Below are 22,438 nucleotides of genomic sequence, written 5' to 3'. Positions count from 1 at the left end.
CGGGCTCCGTTCATCACGATCAGGTTTCGGGATGCCCTCGAGGGCTTGATTAACCCCCGTGTAATCGATTCCAATCCTCCATACACGTCGATGTAATCGATTCCATCACCTCGACGTTCATGAACCGAGTCCACAAGGAGGTGGGGCGGCGATGGCGAGCATCAAGGACGTCGCGGCCGAGGCGGGGGTCTCCGTCGCCACGGTGTCGCGCGTCCTGAACGACCATCCGTCGGTCAGCGAGGACGCACGCACGCGTGTACTGGCCGCCGTCGAAGCGCTGGGCTACCGCCCGAACGCCGTCGCCCGGTCGCTGCGCACCGACCAGACCCGCACCCTCGGCCTGGTCATCAGCGACGTGCTCAACCCGTACTTCACCGAGCTGGCCCGCTCCGTCGAGGAGGAGGCCCGCGCGCTCGGCTACAGCGTCATCATCGGCAACGCCGACGAGCGGCCCGACCTCCAGGACCACCACGTACGGACCCTGCTGGACCGCCGGATCGACGGCCTCCTCGTCTCCCCGACCGACGGCGGCTCGCCGCTGATCCTCGACGCCGCGCGCGGGGGAACGCCGATGGTGTTCGTCGACCGGTGGATCCCGGGCGTCGACGTGCCGGTGGTGCGGTCGGACGGCCGCGCGGCCGTGCGCGACCTCGTCGCGCATCTGCACGGGCTGGGGCACCGCAGGCTCGCCATCATCGCGGGCCCCGCCGCCACCACCACCGGCAGCGAGCGCGTCGAGGCCTTCCGGACCGCCCTGGCCGAGTACGGGCTCGCCCTCCCGGACGCCTACATCGGCCAGGGCGACTTCCAGGCCGAGAGCGGCCGGCGGGTCACCGAGGGCTTCCTCGACCTGCCCGAACCGCCCGAGGTCGTGTTCGCCGCCGACAACCTGATGGCACTGGGCGCGCTGGACGCCGTACGCGCGCGTGGGCTGCGGGTTCCGCAGGACATCGCGCTGGCCGCGTTCGACGACATCCGCTGGTTCGTGCACACCGACCCGCCGATCACCGCGATCGCCCAGCCGACGGGTGAGCTGGGCCGGGCCGCCGTGCGCGCGCTCGTCGACCGCATCGAGGGCCGGCCCCCGCAGTCCGTCACCCTCCCGGCCCGGCTCGTCGTCCGCCGTTCGTGCGGCGAGCCGGCCCCCCAAGAGCCGCCCGCTCCCAAGGAGTTCCCCGCCTCTCCGGAGCCGTCCCCCGTAACGAACAGGAGCCAGACGTGAGCAACGCGGACGAGTTGCTGCGCATCGAAGGCATACGCAAGACCTTCCCCGGTGTGGTCGCGCTCGACAGCGTCGACTTCGACCTGCGCCGGGGCGAGGTGCATGTGCTGCTCGGTGAGAACGGCGCGGGCAAGAGCACCCTCATCAAGATGCTCTCCGGCGCCTACCGGCCCGACGCCGGGCGGATCCTGGCCGGCGGCGAGGAGGTGCGCATCCATGGCGCGCAGGACTCCGAGCGCCTCGGGATCGCCACCATCTACCAGGAGTTCAACCTCGTACCCGATCTCACCGTCGCCGAGAACATCTTCCTGGGACGGCAGCCGCGCCGCTTCGGGATGATCGACCGGAAGCGGATGGAGACCGAGGCGGCCGCCCTGCTGGAGCGGGTGGGAGTGAACGTCTCGCCCCGCACGCGCGTGCGTGAACTCGGCATCGCCCGCCTTCAGATGGTCGAGATCGCCAAGGCGCTCAGCCTGGACGCGCGCGTGCTGATCATGGACGAGCCGACCGCCGTGCTGACCTCCGAGGAGGTCGAGAAGCTCTTCGCCATCGTGCGCAGGCTGCGCGAGGACGGCGTCGGCATCGTGTTCATCACGCACCACCTGGAGGAGATCGCCGCCCTCGGCGACCGGGTCACGGTCATCCGGGACGGCAGGAGCGTCGGGCAGGTCCCGGCCACCACGCCCGAGGACGAGCTGGTGCGGCTGATGGTGGGCCGCTCCATCGAGCAGCAGTACCCCAGGGAGCGTGCCGAGACGGGCGCCGCGCTGCTGTCCGTCGAAGGACTCACGCGGGACGGCGTCTTCCACGACGTCAGCTTCGAGGTGCACGCCGGTGAGGTCGTCGGTGTCGCCGGGCTCGTCGGCGCCGGTCGTACCGAGGTCGTACGGGCCGTCTTCGGGGCGGACCCGTACGACCGCGGAGCCGTCCGGGTCGGCGGCGCGCATCTCCCCGGGTACGACGTGACCGCCGCGATGGCGGCCGGGATCGGGCTCGTGCCCGAGGACCGCAAGGGCCAGGGGCTGGTGCTCGACCAGTCGGTCGAGGAGAACCTCGGGCTCGTCACCATGCGGGCCGCGACCCGTGGCGGGCTGGTGGACCTGAAGAGCCAGCACGAGGCGGCGGCGCGGATCGCGGAGCAGCTGGGCGTGCGGATGGCGGGCCTCGGCCAGCAGGTGCGCACGCTCTCCGGCGGCAACCAGCAAAAGGTCGTCATCGGCAAATGGCTGCTGGCCGACACCAAGGTGCTGATCCTCGACGAGCCGACGCGCGGGATCGACGTCGGCGCCAAGGTCGAGATCTACCAGCTCATCAACGAGCTGACGGCCGCCGGTGCCGCCGTCCTGATGATCTCCAGCGATCTGCCCGAGGTGCTCGGCATGAGCGACCGGGTGCTGGTGATGGCCCAGGGCCGGATCGCCGGCGAACTGTCGGCGGACGAGGCGACCCAGGACTCGGTCATGGCGCTCGCCGTCAGCACCACCACCACGCACGACGCAAACGACGCAAACGAAGAAATGGAGGCCGGCCGTGGCCGCTGAGACGCTCAAGAGCGGGGCGGGCGCCGGGGGCGCCTCGGCGGTCCGCCGTCTGCTCCTCGACAACGGCGCGCTGACCGCGCTGATCGTCCTCGTCATCGCCATGTCGGCGCTGTCGGGTGACTTCCTGACCACGGACAACCTGCTCAACGTGGGTGTCCAGGCGGCCGTGACCGCCATTCTCGCCTTCGGCGTGACCTTCGTGATCGTCTCGGCGGGCATCGACCTGTCGGTCGGCTCGGTGGCGGCCCTGTCGGCCACCGTGCTGGCCTGGAGCGCCACGCAGCACGGTGTGCCGGTGGTGCTCGCGGTGGTCCTGGCCGTCGCGACCGGTATCGCGGCCGGCCTGGTGAACGGTTTCCTCATCGCCTACGGCAAGCTGCCGCCGTTCATCGCGACGCTCGCGATGCTCTCGGTGGCGCGCGGTCTGTCGCTGGTGATCTCCGAGGGCTCGCCGATCGCCTTCCCCGACTCGGTCTCGCACCTCGGTGACACGCTCGGCGGTTGGCTGCCGGTGCCGGTGCTCGTGATGATCGTGATGGGGCTGATCGCCGCGTTCGTGCTCGGCCGGACCTACATCGGCCGTTCGATGTACGCCATCGGCGGCAACGAGGAGGCGGCGCGCCTCTCCGGCCTGCGGGTGAAGAAGCAGAAGCTCGCGATCTACGCGCTGTCCGGTGTGTTCGCGGCCGCGGCGGGCGTCGTGCTCGCCTCCCGGCTGTCCTCGGCGCAGCCGCAGGCCGCCGACGGCTACGAGCTGGACGCGATCGCCGCGGTCGTCATCGGCGGCGCCTCCCTCGCCGGCGGTACCGGCAAGGCCTCGGGCACCCTGATCGGCGCGCTGATCCTGGCGGTGCTGAGGAACGGTCTGAACCTGCTGTCCGTGTCCGCCTTCTGGCAGCAGGTCGTCATCGGTGTCGTCATCGCGCTGGCGGTGCTTCTCGACACGGTGCGCCGCAAGGCGGGGGCGACCCCGATGGCGGCCGGGACGGGCAGCGGCGGCGGCAAGGGCCGGCAGGCGGCGACGTACGGTCTCGCGGCCGTGGTCACCGTGGCGATCGTCGGCGCGACCTCCTTCCTGCACGGCGGGAACGGGGCGAGCACGAACCCGAAGGTCGGCCTGGCGCTGTCCACGCTCAACAACCCCTTCTTCGTGCAGATCCAGTCGGGCGCGAAGGCCGAGGCGAAGAAGCTGGGCGTGGACCTGACGGTCACCGACGCGCAGAACGACGCCTCGCAGCAGGCCAACCAGCTCCAGAACTTCACCAGTTCCGGTCTCGACTCGATCATCGTCAACCCGGTGGACTCGGACGCGGCGAGCAACTCGGTGAAGGCCGCCGACAAGGCGAAGATCCCGGTGATCGCGGTCGACCGGGGCGTCAACAAGGCCACGGTGGACGCGCTCGTCGCCTCCGACAACGTGGCCGGCGGTGAGCTGGCCGCCAAGACGGTCGCCGAGAAGCTGGGCGGCACCGGCAAGATCGTGATCCTCCAGGGCCAGGCGGGCACCTCCGCGGCGCGGGAGCGGGCGGAAGGTTTCGCCAAGGGGCTGAAGGCCTACCCCGGCATCCAGGTGCTGGCCCAGCAGCCGGCCGACTTCGACCGCACCAAGGGCCTCGACGTGATGTCGAACCTGCTCCAGGCGCACCCGGACGTCCAGGGCGTCATCGCCGCCAACGACGAGATGGCGCTCGGCGCGATCAAGGCGCTCGGCTCCAAGGCCGGCAAGTCGGTCCAGGTGGTCGGCTTCGACGGCACCCCGGACGGGCTGACCGCCGTCGAGAACGGCACGCTGTACGCGTCCGTGGCGCAGCAGCCGTCCCAGCTGGGCAAGATCGCGGTGGACAACGCGTTGAAGGCGCTGCAGGGCAAGAAGGTCGAGAAGACGGTGAAGGTGCCGGTGAAGGTGGTCACGAAGGAGAACGTGGCCGGCTTCAGCGGCTGACATTCGGCGAACGGGCGGACGGGCACCGGGGGGAACACCTCCGGTGACCGTCCGCCCCGAGTCACGTATCAGGGGAGTCACTTCATGTACGACCACGACCTTCTGGTCGTAGGGTCGGCCAACGCCGACCTGGTGATCGACGTCGAGCGCAGGCCCGCCGCCGGTGAGACGGTGCTCGGTTCGGACCTGGCGGTCCACCCCGGCGGCAAGGGCGCGAACCAGGCCGTCGCGGCCGCCCGGCTCGGGGCCCGTACGGCCCTGCTGGCCCGGGTCGGCGACGACGCGTACGGGCGGCTGCTGCTCGACTCGCAGCGGGCGGCCGGGGTCGACACGGCCGGCGTCCTGGTGGGCGGGGCGCCCACGGGCGTCGCGCTGATCACCGTGGACCCGTCGGGCGACAACAGCATCGTGGTGTCACCGGGGGCGAACGGGCGGCTGACCCCGGCGGACGTCCTCGCGGCCGACGGCCTGCTGCACGCCTCCCGGGTGGTGTCGGCGCAGCTGGAGATCCCGCTGGAGACGGTCGTGGAGGTGGTGCGGAACCTGGCGCCGGGCAGCCGCTTCGTGCTGAACCCGTCACCGCCGCGCCCGTTGCCCGCCGAGGTGCTGGCGGCCTGCGACCCGCTGATCGTCAACGAGCACGAGGCGAAGGTGATCCTCGGCGACGCGGGCGGGAGCGAGGAGCCCGAGGACTGGGCGCGGCTGCTGCTCGCGAAGGGGCCGAAGTCGGTGGTCGTGACGCTGGGCGGGGAGGGTGCGCTGGTGGCGTCGGCGGACGGCGTCTCCCGGGTGCCGTCGGTGAAGGTGGCGGCGGTGGACACGACGGGCGCGGGCGACTCCTTCACGGCGGCGCTGGCCTGGCGGCTGGGGACGGGTCACGGCCTGGCCGAGGCGGCGGCCTACGCGGCGCGGGTCGGGGCGGTCGCCGTGACCCGGCGGGGCGCGCAGGAGTCGTTCCCTACAGCTCAGGAAGTCGAGGCCCTGTGAAGAAGGCCGGGATCCTCAACCGTCATCTGGCCGGGGCACTGGCCGAGTTGGGGCACGGGGACGGGGTGCTGGTGTGTGACGCCGGTATGCCGATACCGGACGGGCCCCGGGTGGTCGACCTCGCGTTCCTGGCGGGGGTGCCGTCGTTCGCCGAGGTGGTCGACGGGCTGCTCGCCGAGCTGGTCGTGGAGGGCGCCACGGCGGCGAGCGAGGTCCGCGAGGCGAATCCGGCGGCGGCCGGGCTGCTGGACGGGCACTTCCCCGGGCTGGCCCTGGTCCCGCACGAGGAGCTGAAGAGGCTGTCGGCGGGGGCGCGGCTGGTGGTGCGCACCGGCGAGGCGCGGCCGTACGCGAACGTCCTGCTCCGGTGTGGGGTGTTCTTCTGAGGTCCACCGACCGCGGCTGAAAAGTCTCGAGGGGGCCCGGTCCGTCGACCGGGCCCCCTCGGCTTTTCCCCTCCGTACCAGAACCCTCGCGATCCCCCCGGATCCCCCTCCAGAAGCCCTGATGCCACGTACGACACGCGGAGGTGCGGAAGGGTTGCACGGCTTCCGGAAATTTCTGACGGGCCGTTCGGCGCGCACGGCAGGCCGGATGCCGGTGCGGACGGCGGTGCGATGGAAACAAGCCATTGGCACATGCCGGGCGCATCAAACACCTCCCGGCCGCATTGCATCAGTTGTGGTGAACCGCGCAGGTCAAACGGGTGATGCGGGCAAATCGCCCCCCATGATGTGGTCGTTCCCACCGCCTCCCACAAGGAGCACGCCCATGTCGGAAACAGCCGAGCCCAACGTCGGCACCTTCACCCTCGGTGCCGCCGTCACCGTCGAACCCCCCACCCCGGTCGAGGTCCCGGACCACGAGGAATGGCCCCTGCCGAACGGCTTCGCCTGGATCTTCCGGGGCGAGGGCAACACCACCCCCGGCAGCCTCGTCCACCCCGTGATCATGGCCGACGGCTTCAACCTCGGCCGCAGCGAGCTCGACAAGCTCTACCAGGGGCTGGAGACCGGCTTCCCGTTCATCAGCGAGCTGCGCGGACGCGGCAGGGACGTGATCCTGCTCGGGTTCGAGGAGCGCAGCGCGTCGATCCTGGACAACGCGGAAGCCGCCGTGGCCGCCGTCATGCGGGCCAACGCCGAGAAGCGGGGCGACGCCCCCTTGGTCGTCGGCGGGTTCAGCATGGGCGGCATCGTCACCCGATACGCGCTGGCCAAGCTGGAGCGGCAGCGGATGCACCACCAGACCGCGCTGTACTTCTCGTACGACAGCCCGCACCGGGGCGCCTCCATCCCCGTCGGCGTGCAGGCGTTCTCGTACTTCATTCCGTTCGCGAACGACTTCGCGAAGCAGATGGACAGCCCGGCGGCCCGTCAGATGCTGTGGCGGCACTACGACAAGGACACCGGGAAGATCGGGGTCGCCCCGGAGCGCGTCGAGTTCCTGGAGGCGCTGAACCGCGTCGGCTACTGGCCGCAGATCCCGATGAAGGTCGGCATCGCCAACGGCCGCGGCGACGGGATCGGCCTGCCGGACGTCACGCCGGGTGACGTCGCGCTGAGCATCGACCGGATCTACCCCGGCACCACCTTCTACACCCAGGCCCAGGGCGACGACGTGACGGTCGCCTACCTGAACCGGCGGTTCCCCCCGGCCGAGGAGACCATCACCACCGACGGCTTCCCGGAGCTGGACGGCGCGCCGGGCGGCACCCTGCACACGTACAAGATCCTCGCCGACGCGATGAAGAAGCTCGGCGGCACGGTCGAGCTGCGGCACGAGGACGTGTGCTTCGTGCCGTCGGTGAGCGCGGTCGCCGTCCGCGACATCGAGGCACAGGCCGACCTGTACGCGAAGATCAACGACATGTCCCCGGACGAGAGCGAGTTGGACGACTTCGTCTGCTCGCCGACGACCACGCCGCACACCGGGATCACCGCCGAGCTGTGCACCTGGCTGCTGGAGCGCCTGCCCGACTGACCCGCAGCGTCCCGCCCAGCAGCACCGGGGCCGCCCATCCGCTCACACCTGGCGGAGGGCGGCCCCTTCGTCGCTCCCCGATCCGGCGGTACTAGGCAGGCGCCTCGGGTGTCTCGGGGGCCGGTGGCAGGGGGTCGGAGACGAACGAACCCCGGGCCCGTACGGTCACCACCAACCCCCGGTCCCGAAGGATGTCCAGAGCGCGGCGGACCGTGCCCGGACCGACTTTGTGCTCGTGCGTCATGGTCAGTTCACCCGGCAGTCTCGTGCCCGGCGGGTACGCACCGGAGCGGATCTTCCGTTCGATGATCGCGGCGAGCTGTTCATAGACGTACTGCGGCGAATCGGGGCTGATCTTGTCCACCCGTTGACCGTATGCCGCTACCTTCCACCGCGCATTACTTAGTACTACTACCAACCACTACCTACCACTACCGTTTGCCCGGTACAGTCCGGAGAAACGAAAGCGCCCCGGCGGGAAGGTGCAAGCTTCCGTACCGGGGCTGAGCCGACTGAACTGGAGTCGACCTGTGCGCAGCCTACTGGCCGCGATCCTGAGCCTTTTTCTGCCGCCTCGCGGAGCGCACCGCTCCCCCGGCGTACCGGCGTTCCCGACCGCCTCCCCGTGCGTTCCCCCGCGCCGGACGCGACCGTGCCCCGCGGACGTGGTCCTCGCCGACGGTCTGCCGCTGGTCAGGCCGTACCTCGCCGTCTGGGAACGCGAACGCGACGCCCTGGACCGCAGGCACCTCCAGCGGGAGCGGCGGCGGGCGGCGGTCCTGGCCACCCTGGGTCAGGACTACGTCCCGGCGGAGGTCGCCGCGTGAGCGCCAGGCGGTTCCGCAGCCTCGGCGTCGACCCCGCCACCGGGAAGGAGGCGTTCGTGGTCGCGCGTCCCGGCGGGGTCCTGGAGGAGCTGGCCGACGCGCACGCGCTGAAGGCCGCCGCCGTCCTGGTGACGGTCGTGGGGGCCGTACTGGACGGAGGCAGGGCGTCGGACACCGAACTCGCCGCCTTCGTACCGTCGCTGCACGCGGCGCTCGAGGAATGCGTCGGCGTCATGGCGGCGGACAGGGAGCGCTGACGCAGGGGGGCGACCGGCTGCCGGCCGTCGGCAGCAGTCCGACGGCCGGCGGAGCGGACGGGCGGCCCGGAGCCGTCAACGGGCCGCCGTGTGCGTCACGAAGCGTTCGGCGGTCTCGGCGAGCACCTCCCTGCCGTCCCTCGCCCACAGGTCGTCGTTGAACAGCTCGACCTCGATCGCGCCCGTGTATCCGGCCGCCGTCACGTAGCCCAGCCACTCGCGCATGTCGATCGCGCCGTCGCCGATCTGGCCGCGGCCGTTCAGCACGCCCTCCGGGAGGGGGGTCGTCCAGTCGGCTAGCTGGAAGGTGTGGATACGGCCGCCCGCGCCCGCCCGGGCGATCTGGGCGGGGGCCTGGTCGTCCCACCAGATGTGGTACGTGTCGACGGTGACGCCGACCTGGTGGGCCGGGAAGCGTTCCGCGAGGTCCAGGGCCTGCGTGAGGGTCGAGACCACGCAGCGGTCGGAGGCGAACATGGGGTGCAGGGGCTCGATGGCCAGCTTCACCCCGTGCTCCTCGGCGTAGGGGCCGAGGACGGAGAGGGCGTCGGCGATGCGCTCGCGGGCGCCGTGCAGGTCCTTGGAGCCGGTCGGCAGGCCGCCGGAGACCAGGACCAGCACCTCGGTACCGAGCGTCGCCGCCTCGTCCACGGCCCGGCGGTTGTCGGCCAGGGCGGCCGCCCGTCCGTCCGGGTCGAGCGCCGTGAGGAAGCCGCCGCGGCACAGCGTCGTCACCGTCAGACCCGCGTCGCGAACCAGCTTGGCGGTCCGCTCCACGCCGTACGTCTGCACCGGTTCGCGCCACAGGCCGACGTTCGTCACGCCCAGGTCACCGCAGGCGGCGACCAGTTCGGGCAGCGACAGCTGCTTCACCGTCATCTGGTTGACGGAGAAGCGGGTCAGGTCCGGGTTGCTCACTGGGTCACTCCGTACAGGGCGAGCAGGTTCTTCATCCGTTCCTCGGCCAGCTTGGGGTCGGGGAACAGGCCCAGGCCGTCGGCGAGTTCGTAGGCACGGGCGAAGTGCGGGAGGGAACGGGCCGACTGGAGGCCGCCGACCATCGTGAAGTGCGACTGGTGGCCGGCCAGCCAGGCCAGGAACACCACGCCCGTCTTGTAGAAGCGGGTGGGAGCCTGGAACAGGTGGCGGGACAACTCGACGGTGGGGTCGAGGAGTTCACGGAAGCCGGCCGTGTTCCCCGTGTCGAGGACCCGGACCGCCTCCGCCGCCAGCGGGCCCAGCGGGTCGAAGATGCCGAGGAGGGCGTGACTGAAGCCCTTCTCGTCGCCGGCGATCAGTTCGGGGTAGTTGAAGTCGTCGCCCGTGTAGCAGCGTACGCCCTGCGGCAGCCTGCGGCGGATGTCGATCTCCCGCTGGGCGTCCAACAGCGAGACCTTGATGCCCTCCACCTTGTCGGGGTGGGCGGCGATGACCTCCAGGAAGGTGTCGGTGGCCGCGTCGAGGTCGCTCGTCCCCCAGTAGCCCTCCAGGGCCGGGTCGAACATCGGGCCCAGCCAGTGCAGGACCACCGGCTCCGAGGACTGGCGCAGGAGGTGACCGTAGACGTCGAGGTAGTCCTCGGGGCCCGACGCGGCCGCCGCCAGGGCTCGGGACGCCATCAGGATGGACCGGGCGCCGGAGGCCTCGACGAGGGCGAGCTGCTCCTCGTAGGCGGCGCGGACCTCGGCGAGGGTCGCCGGGCCGGTGAGCTGGTCGGTGCCGACGCCGCAGGCGATGAGGCCGCCCACCGCCTTGGCCTCGGCGGCCGACCGGCGGATCAGTTCGGCCGCGCCCGCCCAGTCCAGGCCCATGCCGCGCTGGGCGGTGTCCATCGCCTCGGCGACGCCGAGCCCGTGGGACCACAGATGACGGCGGAAGGCGAGGGTGGCGTCCCAGTCGAGCGCGGCGGCCGAGTCGGGCGTGGTGTCCGCGAACGGGTCCGCGACGACGTGCGCGGCCGAGAAGACCGTACGGGAGGTGAGGGGCGCGCCGGTGGTGAGCGCGAGGGGCTCGCTGCGGGGCTCGTAGATCCGCAGGGCCCCGTCGGCGCCGGGGAGCTGGATCGTCACAGCGTGACCTCCGGGACGTCCAGACGGAGGCCCTCCGAGGAGGACTTCAGGCCCAGTTCGGCGAGCTGGACGCCACGGGCGCCGGCCAGCAGGTCCCAGTGGTAGGGGGCGTCGGCGTAGACGTGCTTGAGGAACAGCTCCCACTGGGCCTTGAAGCCGTTGTCGAACTCGCCGTTGTCAGGCACTTCCTGCCACTGGTCGCGGAAGACCTCGGTGGCGGGGATGTCCGGGTTCCAGACCGGCTTGGGGGTCGCGCTGCGGTGCTGGACGCGGCAGTCGCGCAGGCCGGCGACCGCCGAGCCCTCCGTGCCGTCGACCTGGAACTCCACGAGCTCGTCGCGGTTGACGCGGACCGCCCAGGAGGAGTTGATCTGGGCGATGGCGCCGCCGTCGAGTTCGAAGATGCCGTAGGCGGCGTCGTCGGCCGTGGCGTCGTAGGGCTTGCCGTTCTCGTCCCAGCGCTGCGGGATGTGGGTGGTGGCGATGGCCTGGACGGACTTCACCCGGCCGAACAACTCGTGCAGGACGTACTCCCAGTGCGGGAACATGTCGACGACGATGCCGCCGCCGTCCTCGGCGCGGTAGTTCCAGGACGGGCGCTGGGCGGCCTGCCAGTCGCCCTCGAAGACCCAGTAGCCGAACTCGCCGCGGATGGAGAGGATCCGGCCGAAGAAGCCGCCGTCGATGAGGCGCTTGAGCTTCAGCAGACCCGGCAGGAACAGCTTGTCCTGGACGACGCCGTGCTTGATGCCCGCGGCGGTGGCGAGGCGGGCGAGTTCGAGGGCGCCGTCGAGGCCGGTGGCCGTCGGCTTCTCGGTGTAGATGTGCTTGCCCGCGGCGATCGCCTTCTTGATGGCCTCCTCGCGCGCGGAGGTGACCTGGGCGTCGAAGTAGATGTCGACGGTGGGGTCGGCGAGGACCGCGTCGACGTCGGTGGAGACGTTCTCCGGGTCGAGGCCGTGCCGCTCGGCCAGCGTCTTCAGCGCGTGCTCGCGGCGGCCGACGAGGATCGGTTCCGGCCACAGCACGGTGCCGTCGCCGAGGTCGAGCCCGCCCTGTTCGCGCAGGGCCAGGATGGAGCGGACGAGGTGCTGGCGGTAGCCCATGCGCCCCGTCACGCCGTTCATGGCGATACGCACCGTCTTGCGTGTCACATCGGTCCCTTCGTAGGCGTTGTACGCGGTTGTGCGCGCCGCGTACGCCTCTTCCTGATCAGCGTGACAGCAAGCGCTTTCTATACAAGGAGAAGCTAGCCTCTGACCAGCGGTCCGGACAAGACCGTGTCCATCTCGAGTTGTTCGAGGGGGCGAACAGCGGGGGTCCTGGGCCGTAAGGTCTGCTCGACACGCCCGGAACCAAGCCATCGAGGCAGCTGTCTACCAGGGCGTACGACGACGTACGACGAGATGCGTGACCGGAGGACAGACGAGATGACGGTGACCCTGGCGGACGTGGCGGCCCGCGCGCAGGTCTCGCCCGCAACAGTGTCGCGCGTGCTGAACGGGAACTACCCCGTGGCCGCTACCACCAGGGAGCGGGTGCTGCGGGCGGTCGACGAGCTGGACTACGTGCTGAACGGGCCGGCGAGCGCGCTGGCCGCGGCGACGTCCGACCTGGTCGGCATCCTGGTGAACGACATCGCCGACCCCTTCTTCGGGATCATGGCGAGTGCGATCCAGTCGGAGATCGGGGGGCCGGGCGGACGGGCCGGCGGCGAACGGCTCGCGGTGGTCTGCAACACCGGGGGCTCGCCGGAGCGCGAGCTGACCTACCTGACGCTCCTTCAGCGGCAGCGCGCCGCGGCCGTGGTGCTGACCGGCGGAGCCATGGAGAACGAGCCGCACGCGGCGGCGGTCGCGGCGAAACTGCGCAGACTCGGCGAGGCCGGGACGCGGATCGTGCTGTGCGGCCGGCCGCTGGCCCCGGAGACCACGGCCATCGCGCTGACCTTCGACAACCGCGGGGGCGGACGGGAACTGACCGAGCATCTGATCGGACTCGGGCACCGGCGGCTCGGCTACATCGCGGGCCCGGAGGAGCGGACGACCACCCGGCACCGGCTGGAGGGCCACCGGGCGGCGCTGGCCGCGGCCGGCATCGAGGAGGACCCCCGCTGGACCGTGCACGGACGGTACGACCGCCGGGCCGGCTACGAGGCGACGCTGGAACTGCTGCGCCGGGACCCCTCCCTGACGGCGGTCGTCGCCGCCAACGACTCCGTCGCCCTGGGCGCCTGCGCGGCGCTGCGCGACTCCGGCCTGCGGATCCCGGACGACGTCTCGGTCGCCGGCTTCGACGACCTCCCCTTCAGCATCGACGTGGTGCCCTCCCTCACGACGGTGCGGCTGCCGCTGGCCGAGGCGGGAGCGCGGGCGGGGCGCATCGCCATGGGCCGCGAGGAGCCGCCGCCCGGCGGGATCGCCACGGTACGCGGTGAGTTGATGGTGCGGGGGTCCTCCGGAGTGCCGCGGGAGTGAGGCTGCCCCTCGCGCACGACCGGGCCGAGCTGATCGAGGTCGTCCGGATCGGCGATCCCGCCAGGCACCTCACCTCGCGGGATCTGGCCGGTGACGTCGTCGAGGTCTGGGCAGGGGAGGAGGTACGGCAGCTCCTGCACCTGGTCGGAGAACTTCCGGACAGCCCGAAGTACCGCTGCTTCCTCCCCGGCTGGGGCATCCGCGCCTACGACGACACCGATCCCGAGCCGCTCTTCGAGATCGCGTTCTGCTTCCGGTGCAACGGAGCCCGCGTCTGGGGGCGTGACGTCACGGAGGAGCAGCGGCACCAGGACTTCGAGGCGGAGAGCCCGGCCGGACGGGAGCTGCTGCGCCGGTTCCGCGCCTGCGCCCCCGGGTGAGTCTTCGGCGGCCCCCACTGGACCCGAACCCCGTACCGGGGTGACAGTGGTGACCATGAAGCTCGCCTTCTCCACCCTCGGTGTTCCCGGTGTTCCCCTGCCCGAGGTGCTGCGGCTCGCGGTCGCGCACGGGTATCACGGCGTGGAGCTGCGCGCCCATCCGGAGGAGCCGGTCCATCCGGGGCTGAGTCCGGACGAACGGGTTGACGCCGCCGCCGCGTTCAAGGCGGCCGGCGTCGAGATCCTGGGGCTCGCGGGCTACCCACGGGTCGCCGCACCGGGCGACGACGAGCCCGTGATCGAGGAGATCCGGGGGCTCGTCGACCTCGCCCGCGACCTCGGGGCGCCCTTCGTCCGGGTCTTCCCCGGCGGCGAGGACGAGCAGGCCGACGCCATCGCCGCCCGGCGGCTCGGCACCGCCGCCGAGTACGCGGCCGACCTCGGCGTACGCATCCTGCTGGAGACCCACGACTCGCACCGCACCGGCGCGGACGCCATCCGCGTGCTCGGCCTGGTCGGACATCGGCAGGTGGGTGCGCTGTGGGACGTCATGCACACCTGGCTGGGCGGCGAGCAGCCGCAGGAGACCTACGCGGCGCTCTCGCCGTATCTCGGATACGTGCAGGTCAAGGACATCGCCTCGGCCGAGGACCGCACCCCGCTGGCCCTCGGCGCCGGGGTGCTGCCGCTCGCCGACTGCGTCGAGGTCCTGACCCGGCACGGCTGGGACGGATGGCTGTGCTGGGAGTACGAGCGGCGCTGGTACGAGAACGCCGAGCCACTGCCCCCACTGCTGACCGCCGGGCGCGAACATCTCGGACGGCTCCTGAACGACTCCGCGTGAGAGTCGGGCCTTCGGGCCGAGGCCGGTCAGGGCATACGCCGGGCGCTCGGCAGGGTGTGTGACCCGGTCCCGGGCAGAGCACGGGCGACAGGGTGCACGGCCTGGGATCCGGCCGGCACCCGGCAGAGCACGGGCGACAGGGTGCACGGCCTGGGATCCGGCCGGCACCCGGAGGGCATCCGCCGGGCGTTCGGCAGTAGGGCGGCCCGCATCCGGCCCGCATGCGGCCGGCTCCCGGCAGGGGAGCGGCCCGACGACGAGGTCAGCGGCCGACGCGCCTGCCCCGCGGGGCAGGCGGGGCAGGCGGGGCAGGTGGGGCAGGTGGGGCAGGTGGGGCAGGTGGGGCAGGTGGGGCAGGTGGGGCCGGGTAATCGGGTGGCACTTCGGGCGGTGTGCGGGTTAGCCTCCGCGCCGTGAATCAGCAGCCAGCGGCGTGCGGCGCCGTCGTTCCGTCATGAGTCTTCTGTCCCGGGCCCTGGTCGACGTTCGTCCGCTGCGCTCCTCCCCCGTCTTCCGGCGGCTGCTGATCGGGCGCACGGTGTCCACGCTCGGTGCCTTCATGACCATGGTCACCGTCATGTACCAGGTCTGGGACACGACCCACAGCTCGGTCTGGAGCGGCGCGGTCGGGCTCGCTCAGGCGCTGCCGCTGATCGGCGTCGGGCTGTTCGCGGGCGCCTGGGTGGACCGGGCCGACCGGCGCCGCGCGTATCTGCTGAGCACCGTCGGCTCGGCGGGCTGTTCCGTCCTGCTGGCCGTGCAGGGCTTCACCGGGCAGGTGCCGGTGGCCGTCGTGCTGGCCCTGGTGGCGGTGCAGTCGTCGTTCGGGGCGATCGGCGCGCCCGCGGCGGGCGTGTTCCTGCCCCGGCTGCTGCCCAAGGACCAGGTCGCCGCCGGTCTCGCCCTGAACCAGGTCACCGGCCAGGCGATGATGCTGCTCGGCCCGGCCGTCGCCGGTGTCGTGCTCGGCTGGTGGGGCGTCGGCGTGTGCTACCTGGTGGACGCCCTCACCTTCGGCATGGCCTTCTACGGCGCCTACGGCCTGCCCGCGCTGCCGCCCGAGGGCGAGAAGTCCCGCCCCGGCGTCCATGGCGTCCTGGACGGCCTGCGCTTCCTGACCGGTCACCGGGCGGTGCGCGGCGCGCTGCTGGTCGACCTGGCCGCCACCGTGCTGGCGATGCCGGCCAGCCTGTTCCCGCTCGTCAACGAGGAACGTTTCGGCGGTGACCCGCGCACGCTCGGTCTGTTCCTGTCCGCGCTCGCCGTGGGAGGAGTGGCGGCGACCGCCCTCTCCGGACCGGTCACCCGGCTCGCCCGCCCCGGCCCGGTGATGCTCTGCGCCGCGGGCGTCTGGGGCGCGGCCCTCGCCCTCTTCGGCCTGACGACCAGCGCCTGGCCGGGCCTGGGGATGCTGGCGGTGGCCGGTGCGGCGGACTCGGTGGCGGTGCTGTCCCGGGCCACGATCGTGCAGACCCGTACCCCGGACGCCCTGCTGGGCCGGGTGACGGCGGCCGAGACGATCGTCGGCCAGGCGGGGCCCAACCTCGGCAACCTGCGCGGCGGTGTGGTGGCCGGCTGGACCTCGGGCACGACCGCGCTGATCACCGGCGGGCTGATGTGCCTGGCGGCGGTCACCGCGGTGGGGACGACGACCCCGGAGCTGCGGAGCCGCCGCACGGGCGGCACCGACCCGCAGCCCCCGGACCGGCAGGCCGCCGCCCCCGCCCCGCCACCTGCCGCCCCTCCCGCCACGCCGGCTGCCACCACCCCACCGGCCGGCGCGCCGCCTTCCACCGCGCCGCCCGCTACCGCACCGTGAGCTTCGCCGCTCCGTCCAGGCACCACTCCAGCACCGACGGCCAGGAGCCGTATCCGGCGTCCAGGTCGAGGTGGGCGGCGCCCGGGAGGAGTTCGGCGGTGAGGCCCAGCACATCGCCGTAGGCCGCCTGCACGCCTTCCGGGAGGTAGGGGTCGTCGTCCCCCGCGACGAGCCGGGCGGGGTGCGGGAGCGTGCGGCCGTCCAACCACCGTTCGAGGGCGCCCTCGGCGAACGCGAACCCCTCGACCTCCGGATGACGCGCGAGGACCGAGCCGGACGGCGGCGCCACCAGCAGCACCCGGTCGACGCCCGCGAGCCCCGGCAGGTCGCGGGCGACGGCATGCAGCCACAGGAGGACCGAGAGGCTGTGGGCGACGACCACCCGCTCGGAGCCCGCGGCGAGCCCGTCGAGGTGACGGACCAGCTCGGTCAGCCACACCTCCAGGTCGGGGTCGTCCGGGTCGGGCAGCTGCGGGTGGACGACCTCGTGGCCGAGTTCGCCGAGGCGGGCCGCGAGCCAGTGCTGCCAGTGGCCCTCGGGACGGTGGTTCTGCCAGCCGTGGAGGATGAGAAAGGAACGCGTGGTCAGGCCTGTGGTCATGGGTCCGATGATTTACGACCCTGTCCCACAAGGTCCAGTTAATCTTTCCCGGTGGAACCCGTAAGCCAGCCCTTAATCCAGCCGTCGAGCCCGCCTTCGACCCCGCCGTCGCACGCGCCGTCCAGTCCGTCGGCGAGCCCGCCCTCGGGCCGGGCCGCGAGTCAGCCGGTGGGCCGGCCGCTGGAGGCCGCGTTCTCCATCGACCTGCGCCGCCTGACCGTCCTGCGCGAGCTGGAGCGCCGGGGCAGCCTCGCGCGGACGGCCGAGGCCCTGCATCTCACCCCCTCGGCCGTCTCCCAGCAGCTCGCCGCCCTCGCCCGCGATCTGGACGTACCGCTCACGGAACGGGACGGCAGGGGCGTACGCCTCACCGGTCAGGCCCGAGTCCTGCTCGCGCACGCCGAGGTCATCGCCGCCCAACTGGAGCGGGCCCGCGCCGACCTGGCGGTGTACGGGGAGGGCGGGCGGGGTTCGGTCACCGTCGGCTGTTTCTCCAGCGGCATCCTGGGGCTGCTGCCGGCCGCGCTGCGAGGGCTGCGGAACCGGCTTCCGCACCTGCGCGTGGACGTCGTGGAGGCGGAGCCGCCGGATCTGTTCACCGCGCTCGACGGCGGGCAGGTCGACGTGGCCGTCGCCGTCGACTTCGCGGCCGCTCCCCCGCACACCGACCGCCGTTACACCCGCGAGGACCTGCTGACGGACGTCCTGGACATCGCCCTCCCGCCCGACCACCCCCTCGCGGAGCGCGCCGAGGTGCCGTTGCGGGAGCTGGCCACGGACGTCTGGATCGTCGGCAACGCCCTCAGCTGCTGCGGGGCGGTGACCCGTTCGGTGTGTGCGGCGGCCGGGTTCACGCCCGACATCCGGCACGACGTGAACGACTGGGCCGCGCTGGCGGGTCTGGTGGAGGCGGGGCAGGGCGTGGCGCTGGTGCCCCGGCTGGTGCGGTCGCTGTACGCCCACCGGGAACTGGTGCTGCGCCCGGCGCAGGGCGAGCCGCCGTCCCGGAACGTCTTCGTCGCCGTACGGGCCGGGGCGGAGCGGGATCCGGTGGTCGCGGCGGTGCGGGAGGAACTGCGTAGGGCTGCCGCCCGCCCGCCGGCATGACCCCCGGGGGCTCGGGTCAGATGACGACGGCGATGACGACCAGCGTCACCCAGATCACGGCCACCGCGGCCCCCCGGGCCAGGGCCACCCGGTCGAGGACGCCGCCCAGCCGACCGGTGCGGCCGGCCGGCAGGGCGCGCAGCGCCCGGGTGAGCAGCAGCGACGCGCCGGCCACGTGGGCCAGCAGGAAGAAGGGGCCTTCGCGGGGAAGGTCCGGGTCCCAGGGCTCCCGCGCCTGGTTCTCCAGGTACAGGAGCACGGCGAGGGCGTACCAGAGGAGCGCGCTGCCGGCCGTGACGACGGTTTCCAGCGCCGAGGACAGCATCTCCCCCGGCCGGACGAACCGCCGTGCCGCGTTCCTGGCGGCACTCACCGCGCGCGCGGCAGGTATCCCTCCACCCGTTCCACCAGCCGCCGCTCGCACCGCGGCCATTCCTCCGCCGTGATCGAGAAGATCGCGGAGTCGCGCAGGCGGTCGTCCTCACCCGGCGCCCAGGAGCGGGACCAGTTGCGCAGGACACCCTCGAAGCGGGCGCCGACGCTCGCGATGGCCGCACGGGAGCGGGTGTTGCGGGCGTCCGTCTTCAGGTCCACCCGGGAGACGCGCCACCGTGCGAAGGCGTGCCGGAAGAGGAGGAGCTTGGCCTCGGCGTTGATGCCGGTGCCCTGGGCGGAACCGGCCAGCCAGGTGAACCCGACCTCGACGGCGTCCAGTTGCTCGTCGCTCCGCCAGGAACGCGGCTCCCAGTACGAGGTCGCGCCGACCGCCCGGCCGGAGGCGAGGGAGATCTGGGCGTAGGGCGCGAGTCTGCCGGTCGCCGCGCGGGCGAGCTGGGCGTCGACGTACTCACCGACCTCGTGCGCCCTCGGCACCCAGGTGAAGTCGTACGTCTGCCGGTTCTCCTCCGCCGCCACCGCCAACTCGGCCGTGTGCCGGTGCTCCAGCGGTTCCAGGCGCACCAGCGCGCCTTCGAGGACCGGTCCCTCCAGCTTGAAACTCACCCGTCGCTGTCCTTCCGCAGTACCTTCGCCAGTTCCGCGAACGCCTCGTGGAATCCGGGGAAAGTCTTGCGGACACAGCCGGGGTCGTCGAACGAGATTCCGGGGACGCGCAGTCCGGTCACCGCGAAGGACATGACGATGCGGTGGTCGCCGTAGGTCTTGATGTCGGCGCCGGTGAGGGAACCGCCCGCACGGGAACCGGCCGCGCCGGGCCTGATCTCGATCCAGTCGGGGCCGGTCGCCACCTCGGCGCCCAGCCGCCGGAGGTTCTCCGCGCAGGCTTCCAGGCGGTCGCACTCCTTCACCCGCGTGTTCGCCACGTCCTCGATGCGGACGGGTCCGGAGGCGAAGGGGGCGATCGCGGCGAGGGTCGGCATGGTGTCGGAGATATCCCGCATGTTGACCGTGACGCCGTGGAGTTCACCGGTCCCGGACACGGTCGTACGGTCCGCGCCGACGTCCACCCGGGCGCCCATCCGCCGCAGTACGTCCACGAATCCCAGATCGCCCTGGAGCGCGCGCTCGCCGAGGCCCGGCACGGTCACCTCGCCGCCGGTCACCGCGGCCGCCGCGAAGAAGTAGCTCGCGGTGGAGGCGTCGGGCTCGATCGCGTAGGTCGTGGCCCGGTAGCCGCCCGGCGGGACGACATAGGTGTTCCCCTCGCGCCCCACCTCCGCCCCGAACGCCCGCATCATCGCGATCGTGATCTCGACGTACGGCACCGAGACCAGGTCGGTGACCGTGATACGCAGGCCGGTGCGGGTGAGCGGGCCGAGCAGGAGGAGGGCGGTCAGGTACTGGGAGGACTGACCGGCGTCCAGCACCACGTCCCCGCCCTCGACACCGGCCGCCCGCACGGTCAGCGGGTGGTGGCCCTCCGCCTCCTCGTGCCGCAGGTCCACGCCCAGGTCGCGCAGGGCGCGGGTGAGCGGGAGGAGGGGGCGGCGGCGCATCTGCGGGGAGGCGTCGAAGCGGTACGTGCCGTGGCCCGCGGCGGCGAGGGTCGGCAGGAAGCGTGCCGTGGTCGCGCCGTCCCGGCAGTAGACGTCGGCCTCGGCGAGCGCCGGGCCCTGCGGGCGGCCGTCGACCTGCCAGGCGCCCGGTGTCCGTCCCACCCGGTAGCCGAGCCGGGTCAGGCCCTCGGCGAAGCCCTCGGTGTCGTCGGAGCGAAGGGGACGCTGCAGGGTGGTGACGCCGTCGGCTGCCGCCGCCAGGAACAGGGCGCGGGCGGTGAGGGACTTGGAACCGGGGATGTCGACGAGGGCCATGCCCCTCATGATCCCGCGCGAGTCCGCTCCACTGCCGGTACGTCCACGAGATGGACGGGAGTCGGGACGGTTCCCTCCGGCTGAACGGCGGGTTCGGGAGTGGGCCGGGCGGCCTCCCCTGCGGCCTGCCGGGCAGCTCTCCCCGCGGGTGCGAGCGAGGTCAGTGCCACCCCGCCCACCAGCAGCGCCGCCGCGCACCAGCGCAGGCCGCTCACCGGCTCGCCGAGGAACAGGGCGGCCGACGTCATGCCGAAGACGGGGACCAGGAGGGAGAAGGGGGCCACCGTGGACGCCGGATGGCGGTGCAGCAGCCAGCCCCAGGCACCGAAGCCGAAGACCGTCGTGACCCAGGCGACGTAGCCGACCGTGCCCGCGCCCTGCCAGTCCAGCGCGCGCAGCGCGGCCAGGTCCCGCGACGGGCCCTCGGTCAGCAGGGAGAGGGCGAGCAGGGGCAGCACCGGGACCGTGCTCACCCACACCATGAAGTTCAGCGGGTCCGGCGGGGAGGCCTTGCGGGTGAGGACGTTCGACGCGCCCCAGCAGGCCGCCGCCGCGACGACCAGCGCGAACGCGCCGAGCGAACCGGAGGCGCCCTCGTCGGCCGCGGCCACCCCGATCCCGGCGAGAGCCACGGCCATGCCCAGCAGCCGGACCCGGGTCGGGCGCTCGCCGAGCACCGCGAACGCGATGACGGCCGTGAACACCGACTGGATCTGGAGGACCAGCGACGACAGGCCGGCCGGCATGCCCGCGTCCATGCCGACGAACAGCAGCCCGAACTTCGCCACCCCGAGCACCAGGCCCACCGCCACGATCCACTTCCAGGCCACCTTGGGGCGGCCCACGAAGAACACGGCGGGCAGGGCCGCCACCAGGAAGCGCAGGGCCGAGAAGAGCAGCGGCGGGAAGTGACCGAGGCCGATCTCGACGACGGCGAAGTTCACGCCCCAGACGGCGGCGACGAGGACGGCGAGGGCGAGGTGGGCGGGGCGCATGCGCCGAGGATCACCCGCCAGGACCGTGAAGCACCAGCGATGATTGCTGCATGGTGGGATGAAGGAACGCTACCGATTGGACTCCCGGTGCTCGATCTCCAGCGCCTGCGCGCCCTGCACGCCGTCTCCGTCCACGGCACCGTGGGCGCCGCGGCCGCCGCCCTCGGCTACACCCCGTCGGCGGTCTCCCAGCAGATCACCAAGCTGGAACGGGAGACCCGCACGGTTCTGCTGGAGCGGGCGGGGCGCGGCATCCGGCTCACCGACGAGGCGCTCCAACTCGCGGCCACGGCGAAGGAGTTGCTGGCAATCGTCGAGCGGGCCGAGACCGGGCTCGAGGAGCGGCGCGGGGTGCCGGCCGGGCGGTTGACCATCGCCGCGTTCGCCTCGGCGGCGCGCGGACTGCTGCCTTCCGTCCTCGCCGACCTGGCCCGTCGGCACCCGGCACTGGACGCCCGGCTCACCGAGGTCGACCCGCACCTGTCCGTGGACCTGGTGGCGAAGGGGGCCGTCGACCTCGCCGTCGCGCACGACTGGGACATCGCGCCGCTGCCCGCCCCGGCGGGGGTCGAGCACGCGGTGATCGGCGACGACGCCTGCGATCTGCTGGTGCCCGAGGGGCACCCCTTCGCGGGGCGGACGGGTGTACGGCGGGAGGAGCTGGGCGGTGAGCGGTGGATCTGCCAGCCGCCGGGCCGGGTCTGTCACGACTGGCTGGTGCGCACGCTGCGGGCGGCGGGGCACGAGCCCGACCTCGTCCACACGGCCGAGGAGAATCCGACCCTCGTCGCCCTGGTGGCCGCCGGTCTGGGGGTCGCGCTCATCCCCCGCCTCGGACGCGGCCCGCTGCCCGCCGGGGTCGTGGAGGTCCCGCTCGACCCGACGCCCGTACGACGGCTGTACGCACTGTGGCGCACGGGGGCGGCCCGGCGCCCGGCGATCGCGGAGGCGGTGCGGGTACTGCGGGAGGAGTGGCCGAGGGCATCGGCGCACTGACCACCCGGGGCCCACGGCCGTCGGGCCACGCGCCATCGGCGGCCCCGGGCCCACAGGGGCGTCGAGAACCGCGACGACTTCGTGGACCGGGGGCTGAACGGGGAGGGGTGGCGCGCGTGTG

General features: G+C 72.6%; 23 protein-coding genes. 14 read left to right on the top strand and 9 right to left on the bottom strand.

The annotated features are described in order from the left end of the window. Positions 1-151: 151 nt before the first annotated feature. The 6 genes from ACFVYS_RS01435 to ACFVYS_RS01410 all read left to right on the top strand — a co-directional run bounded on the left by ACFVYS_RS01435 (position 152) and on the right by ACFVYS_RS01410 (position 7,675). Positions 152-1,222, top strand: a complete 1,071-nt coding sequence (locus tag ACFVYS_RS01435) for a LacI family DNA-binding transcriptional regulator (RefSeq protein ID WP_389497715.1) — start codon at positions 152-154, stop codon at positions 1,220-1,222. After that, complete coding sequence (locus ACFVYS_RS01430; protein WP_389497713.1) at positions 1,219-2,763, top strand: sugar ABC transporter ATP-binding protein; 1,545 nt, start codon at positions 1,219-1,221, stop codon at positions 2,761-2,763. The genes ACFVYS_RS01435 and ACFVYS_RS01430 overlap by 4 nt, the downstream gene beginning before the upstream one ends. Further along, positions 2,753-4,705: a substrate-binding domain-containing protein gene (locus tag ACFVYS_RS01425; RefSeq protein ID WP_389497711.1), complete on the top strand. Its 1,953-nt coding sequence runs from the start codon at positions 2,753-2,755 to the stop codon at positions 4,703-4,705. Before ACFVYS_RS01430 ends, ACFVYS_RS01425 begins: the two co-directional genes overlap by 11 nt. Positions 4,706-4,789: 84 nt before the next feature. Then, on the top strand, positions 4,790-5,692 hold the full coding sequence (locus ACFVYS_RS01420; protein WP_389497709.1) for a ribokinase: 903 nt from the start codon (positions 4,790-4,792) through the stop codon (positions 5,690-5,692). Further along, entirely contained in the window at positions 5,689-6,078 is a 390-nt protein-coding gene (gene rbsD / locus ACFVYS_RS01415; protein WP_362525463.1) for a D-ribose pyranase, read from the top strand. Before ACFVYS_RS01420 ends, rbsD begins: the two co-directional genes overlap by 4 nt. Positions 6,079-6,463: 385 nt before the next feature. After that, entirely contained in the window at positions 6,464-7,675 is a 1,212-nt protein-coding gene (locus ACFVYS_RS01410; protein ID WP_389497707.1) for an esterase/lipase family protein, read from the top strand. A gap of 91 nt (positions 7,676-7,766) precedes the next feature. On the opposite strand, the gene ACFVYS_RS01405 is transcribed toward ACFVYS_RS01410, so the two are convergent. After that, complete coding sequence (locus tag ACFVYS_RS01405) at positions 7,767-8,039, bottom strand: GntR family transcriptional regulator (protein WP_389497705.1); 273 nt, start codon at positions 8,037-8,039, stop codon at positions 7,767-7,769. 301 nt (positions 8,040-8,340) lie between these two features. On the opposite strand from ACFVYS_RS01405, the gene ACFVYS_RS01400 reads away from it, so the two are divergent. Together ACFVYS_RS01400 and ACFVYS_RS01395 are read left to right on the top strand one after the other, a co-directional pair. Continuing rightward, complete coding sequence (locus tag ACFVYS_RS01400; RefSeq protein ID WP_389497703.1) at positions 8,341-8,502, top strand: hypothetical protein; 162 nt, start codon at positions 8,341-8,343, stop codon at positions 8,500-8,502. Beyond that, entirely contained in the window at positions 8,499-8,759 is a 261-nt protein-coding gene (locus ACFVYS_RS01395; protein ID WP_389497701.1) for a hypothetical protein, read from the top strand. Before ACFVYS_RS01400 ends, ACFVYS_RS01395 begins: the two co-directional genes overlap by 4 nt. A 75-nt stretch (positions 8,760-8,834) precedes the next feature. On the opposite strand, the gene ACFVYS_RS01390 is transcribed toward ACFVYS_RS01395, so the two are convergent. Genes ACFVYS_RS01390 through ACFVYS_RS01380 form a run of 3 tightly spaced genes read right to left on the bottom strand, consistent with a single transcriptional unit; the run spans position 8,835 to position 11,982 of the window. Further along, a complete protein-coding gene (locus ACFVYS_RS01390) occupies positions 8,835-9,638 on the bottom strand; it encodes a sugar phosphate isomerase/epimerase family protein (RefSeq protein ID WP_389498023.1) in 804 nt (267 codons plus the stop codon). Between the two features lie 35 nt (positions 9,639-9,673). Further along, positions 9,674-10,828, bottom strand: a complete 1,155-nt coding sequence (locus tag ACFVYS_RS01385) for a dihydrodipicolinate synthase family protein (RefSeq protein ID WP_389497699.1) — start codon at positions 10,826-10,828, stop codon at positions 9,674-9,676. Next, positions 10,825-11,982, bottom strand: coding sequence for a Gfo/Idh/MocA family protein (locus ACFVYS_RS01380; RefSeq protein ID WP_389497697.1), 1,158 nt, complete (start codon positions 11,980-11,982; stop codon positions 10,825-10,827). The genes ACFVYS_RS01385 and ACFVYS_RS01380 overlap by 4 nt, the downstream gene beginning before the upstream one ends. Before the next feature lie 276 nt (positions 11,983-12,258). Between ACFVYS_RS01380 and ACFVYS_RS01375 the strand changes: the two genes are divergently transcribed. The 4 genes from ACFVYS_RS01375 (at position 12,259) to ACFVYS_RS01360 (ending at position 16,348) form a co-directional block, all read left to right on the top strand. Further along, complete coding sequence (locus ACFVYS_RS01375; RefSeq protein ID WP_389497695.1) at positions 12,259-13,305, top strand: LacI family DNA-binding transcriptional regulator; 1,047 nt, start codon at positions 12,259-12,261, stop codon at positions 13,303-13,305. After that, positions 13,302-13,685, top strand: coding sequence for a hypothetical protein (locus ACFVYS_RS01370; RefSeq protein WP_389497693.1), 384 nt, complete (start codon positions 13,302-13,304; stop codon positions 13,683-13,685). Before ACFVYS_RS01375 ends, ACFVYS_RS01370 begins: the two co-directional genes overlap by 4 nt. A gap of 55 nt (positions 13,686-13,740) precedes the next feature. Further along, the gene (locus ACFVYS_RS01365) at positions 13,741-14,529 is read left to right on the top strand and encodes a sugar phosphate isomerase/epimerase family protein (RefSeq protein WP_389497691.1); all 789 of its coding nucleotides are present in this window, start codon (positions 13,741-13,743) and stop codon (positions 14,527-14,529) included. 454 nt (positions 14,530-14,983) lie between these two features. Further along, entirely contained in the window at positions 14,984-16,348 is a 1,365-nt protein-coding gene (locus ACFVYS_RS01360; RefSeq protein ID WP_389497689.1) for an MFS transporter, read from the top strand. Here ACFVYS_RS01360 and ACFVYS_RS01355 read toward each other — a convergent pair. Then, positions 16,335-16,949, bottom strand: coding sequence for an RBBP9/YdeN family alpha/beta hydrolase (locus tag ACFVYS_RS01355; protein ID WP_389497687.1), 615 nt, complete (start codon positions 16,947-16,949; stop codon positions 16,335-16,337). The two genes, ACFVYS_RS01360 and ACFVYS_RS01355, sit on opposite strands and share 14 nt — an antisense overlap. Before the next feature lie 168 nt (positions 16,950-17,117). Between ACFVYS_RS01355 and ACFVYS_RS01350 the strand changes: the two genes are divergently transcribed. Further along, positions 17,118-18,056: a LysR family transcriptional regulator gene (locus ACFVYS_RS01350; RefSeq protein WP_389497685.1), complete on the top strand. Its 939-nt coding sequence runs from the start codon at positions 17,118-17,120 to the stop codon at positions 18,054-18,056. 16 nt (positions 18,057-18,072) lie between these two features. Here ACFVYS_RS01350 and ACFVYS_RS01345 read toward each other — a convergent pair whose 3' ends face one another. From ACFVYS_RS01345 to ACFVYS_RS01330, 4 genes are read right to left on the bottom strand one after another with little or no spacing between them, the layout of a single operon-like run. Continuing rightward, the gene (locus ACFVYS_RS01345; protein WP_389497683.1) at positions 18,073-18,429 is read right to left on the bottom strand and encodes a hypothetical protein; all 357 of its coding nucleotides are present in this window, start codon (positions 18,427-18,429) and stop codon (positions 18,073-18,075) included. Then, on the bottom strand, positions 18,426-19,058 hold the full coding sequence (locus ACFVYS_RS01340) for a GNAT family N-acetyltransferase (protein ID WP_389497682.1): 633 nt from the start codon (positions 19,056-19,058) through the stop codon (positions 18,426-18,428). The genes ACFVYS_RS01345 and ACFVYS_RS01340 overlap by 4 nt, the downstream gene beginning before the upstream one ends. Further along, entirely contained in the window at positions 19,055-20,326 is a 1,272-nt protein-coding gene (aroA, locus tag ACFVYS_RS01335; RefSeq protein ID WP_389497680.1) for a 3-phosphoshikimate 1-carboxyvinyltransferase, read from the bottom strand. Before aroA ends, ACFVYS_RS01340 begins: the two co-directional genes overlap by 4 nt. A 5-nt stretch (positions 20,327-20,331) precedes the next feature. Further along, positions 20,332-21,321 carry an EamA family transporter gene (locus ACFVYS_RS01330; protein WP_389497678.1) on the bottom strand — a complete coding sequence of 330 codons (990 nt, stop codon included), beginning with the start codon at positions 21,319-21,321 and terminating at the stop codon, positions 20,332-20,334. 87 nt (positions 21,322-21,408) lie between these two features. On the opposite strand from ACFVYS_RS01330, the gene ACFVYS_RS01325 reads away from it, so the two are divergent. After that, complete coding sequence (locus ACFVYS_RS01325; protein WP_389497676.1) at positions 21,409-22,317, top strand: LysR family transcriptional regulator; 909 nt, start codon at positions 21,409-21,411, stop codon at positions 22,315-22,317. Positions 22,318-22,438: the final 121 nt, after the last annotated feature.

It is taken from the genome of Streptomyces sp. NPDC058295, from assembly GCF_042880655.1.
In the GTDB taxonomy this organism is placed as follows: Bacteria; Actinomycetota; Actinomycetes; order Streptomycetales; family Streptomycetaceae; genus Streptomyces; species Streptomyces coriariae.
The sequence above is the reverse complement of the archived record's forward strand: the minus strand, read 5'-3'. Positions and strand labels throughout refer to the sequence as shown.

Coding starts and splice junctions, on each gene's coding strand:
- ACFVYS_RS01435 (WP_389497715.1), top strand. CDS start 152: ATGGCGAGCATCAAGGACGTCGCGGCCGAGGCGGGGGTCTCCGTCGCC.
- ACFVYS_RS01420 (WP_389497709.1), top strand. CDS start 4,790: ATGTACGACCACGACCTTCTGGTCGTAGGGTCGGCCAACGCCGACCTG.
- ACFVYS_RS01410 (WP_389497707.1), top strand. CDS start 6,464: ATGTCGGAAACAGCCGAGCCCAACGTCGGCACCTTCACCCTCGGTGCC.
- ACFVYS_RS01390 (WP_389498023.1), bottom strand. CDS start 9,638: ATGACGGTGAAGCAGCTGTCGCTGCCCGAACTGGTCGCCGCCTGCGGT.
- ACFVYS_RS01375 (WP_389497695.1), top strand. CDS start 12,259: ATGACGGTGACCCTGGCGGACGTGGCGGCCCGCGCGCAGGTCTCGCCC.
- ACFVYS_RS01365 (WP_389497691.1), top strand. CDS start 13,741: ATGAAGCTCGCCTTCTCCACCCTCGGTGTTCCCGGTGTTCCCCTGCCC.
- ACFVYS_RS01360 (WP_389497689.1), top strand. CDS start 14,984: ATGAGTCTTCTGTCCCGGGCCCTGGTCGACGTTCGTCCGCTGCGCTCC.
- ACFVYS_RS01355 (WP_389497687.1), bottom strand. CDS start 16,949: ATGACCACAGGCCTGACCACGCGTTCCTTTCTCATCCTCCACGGCTGG.
- aroA (WP_389497680.1), bottom strand. CDS start 20,326: ATGGCCCTCGTCGACATCCCCGGTTCCAAGTCCCTCACCGCCCGCGCC.
- ACFVYS_RS01330 (WP_389497678.1), bottom strand. CDS start 21,321: ATGCGCCCCGCCCACCTCGCCCTCGCCGTCCTCGTCGCCGCCGTCTGG.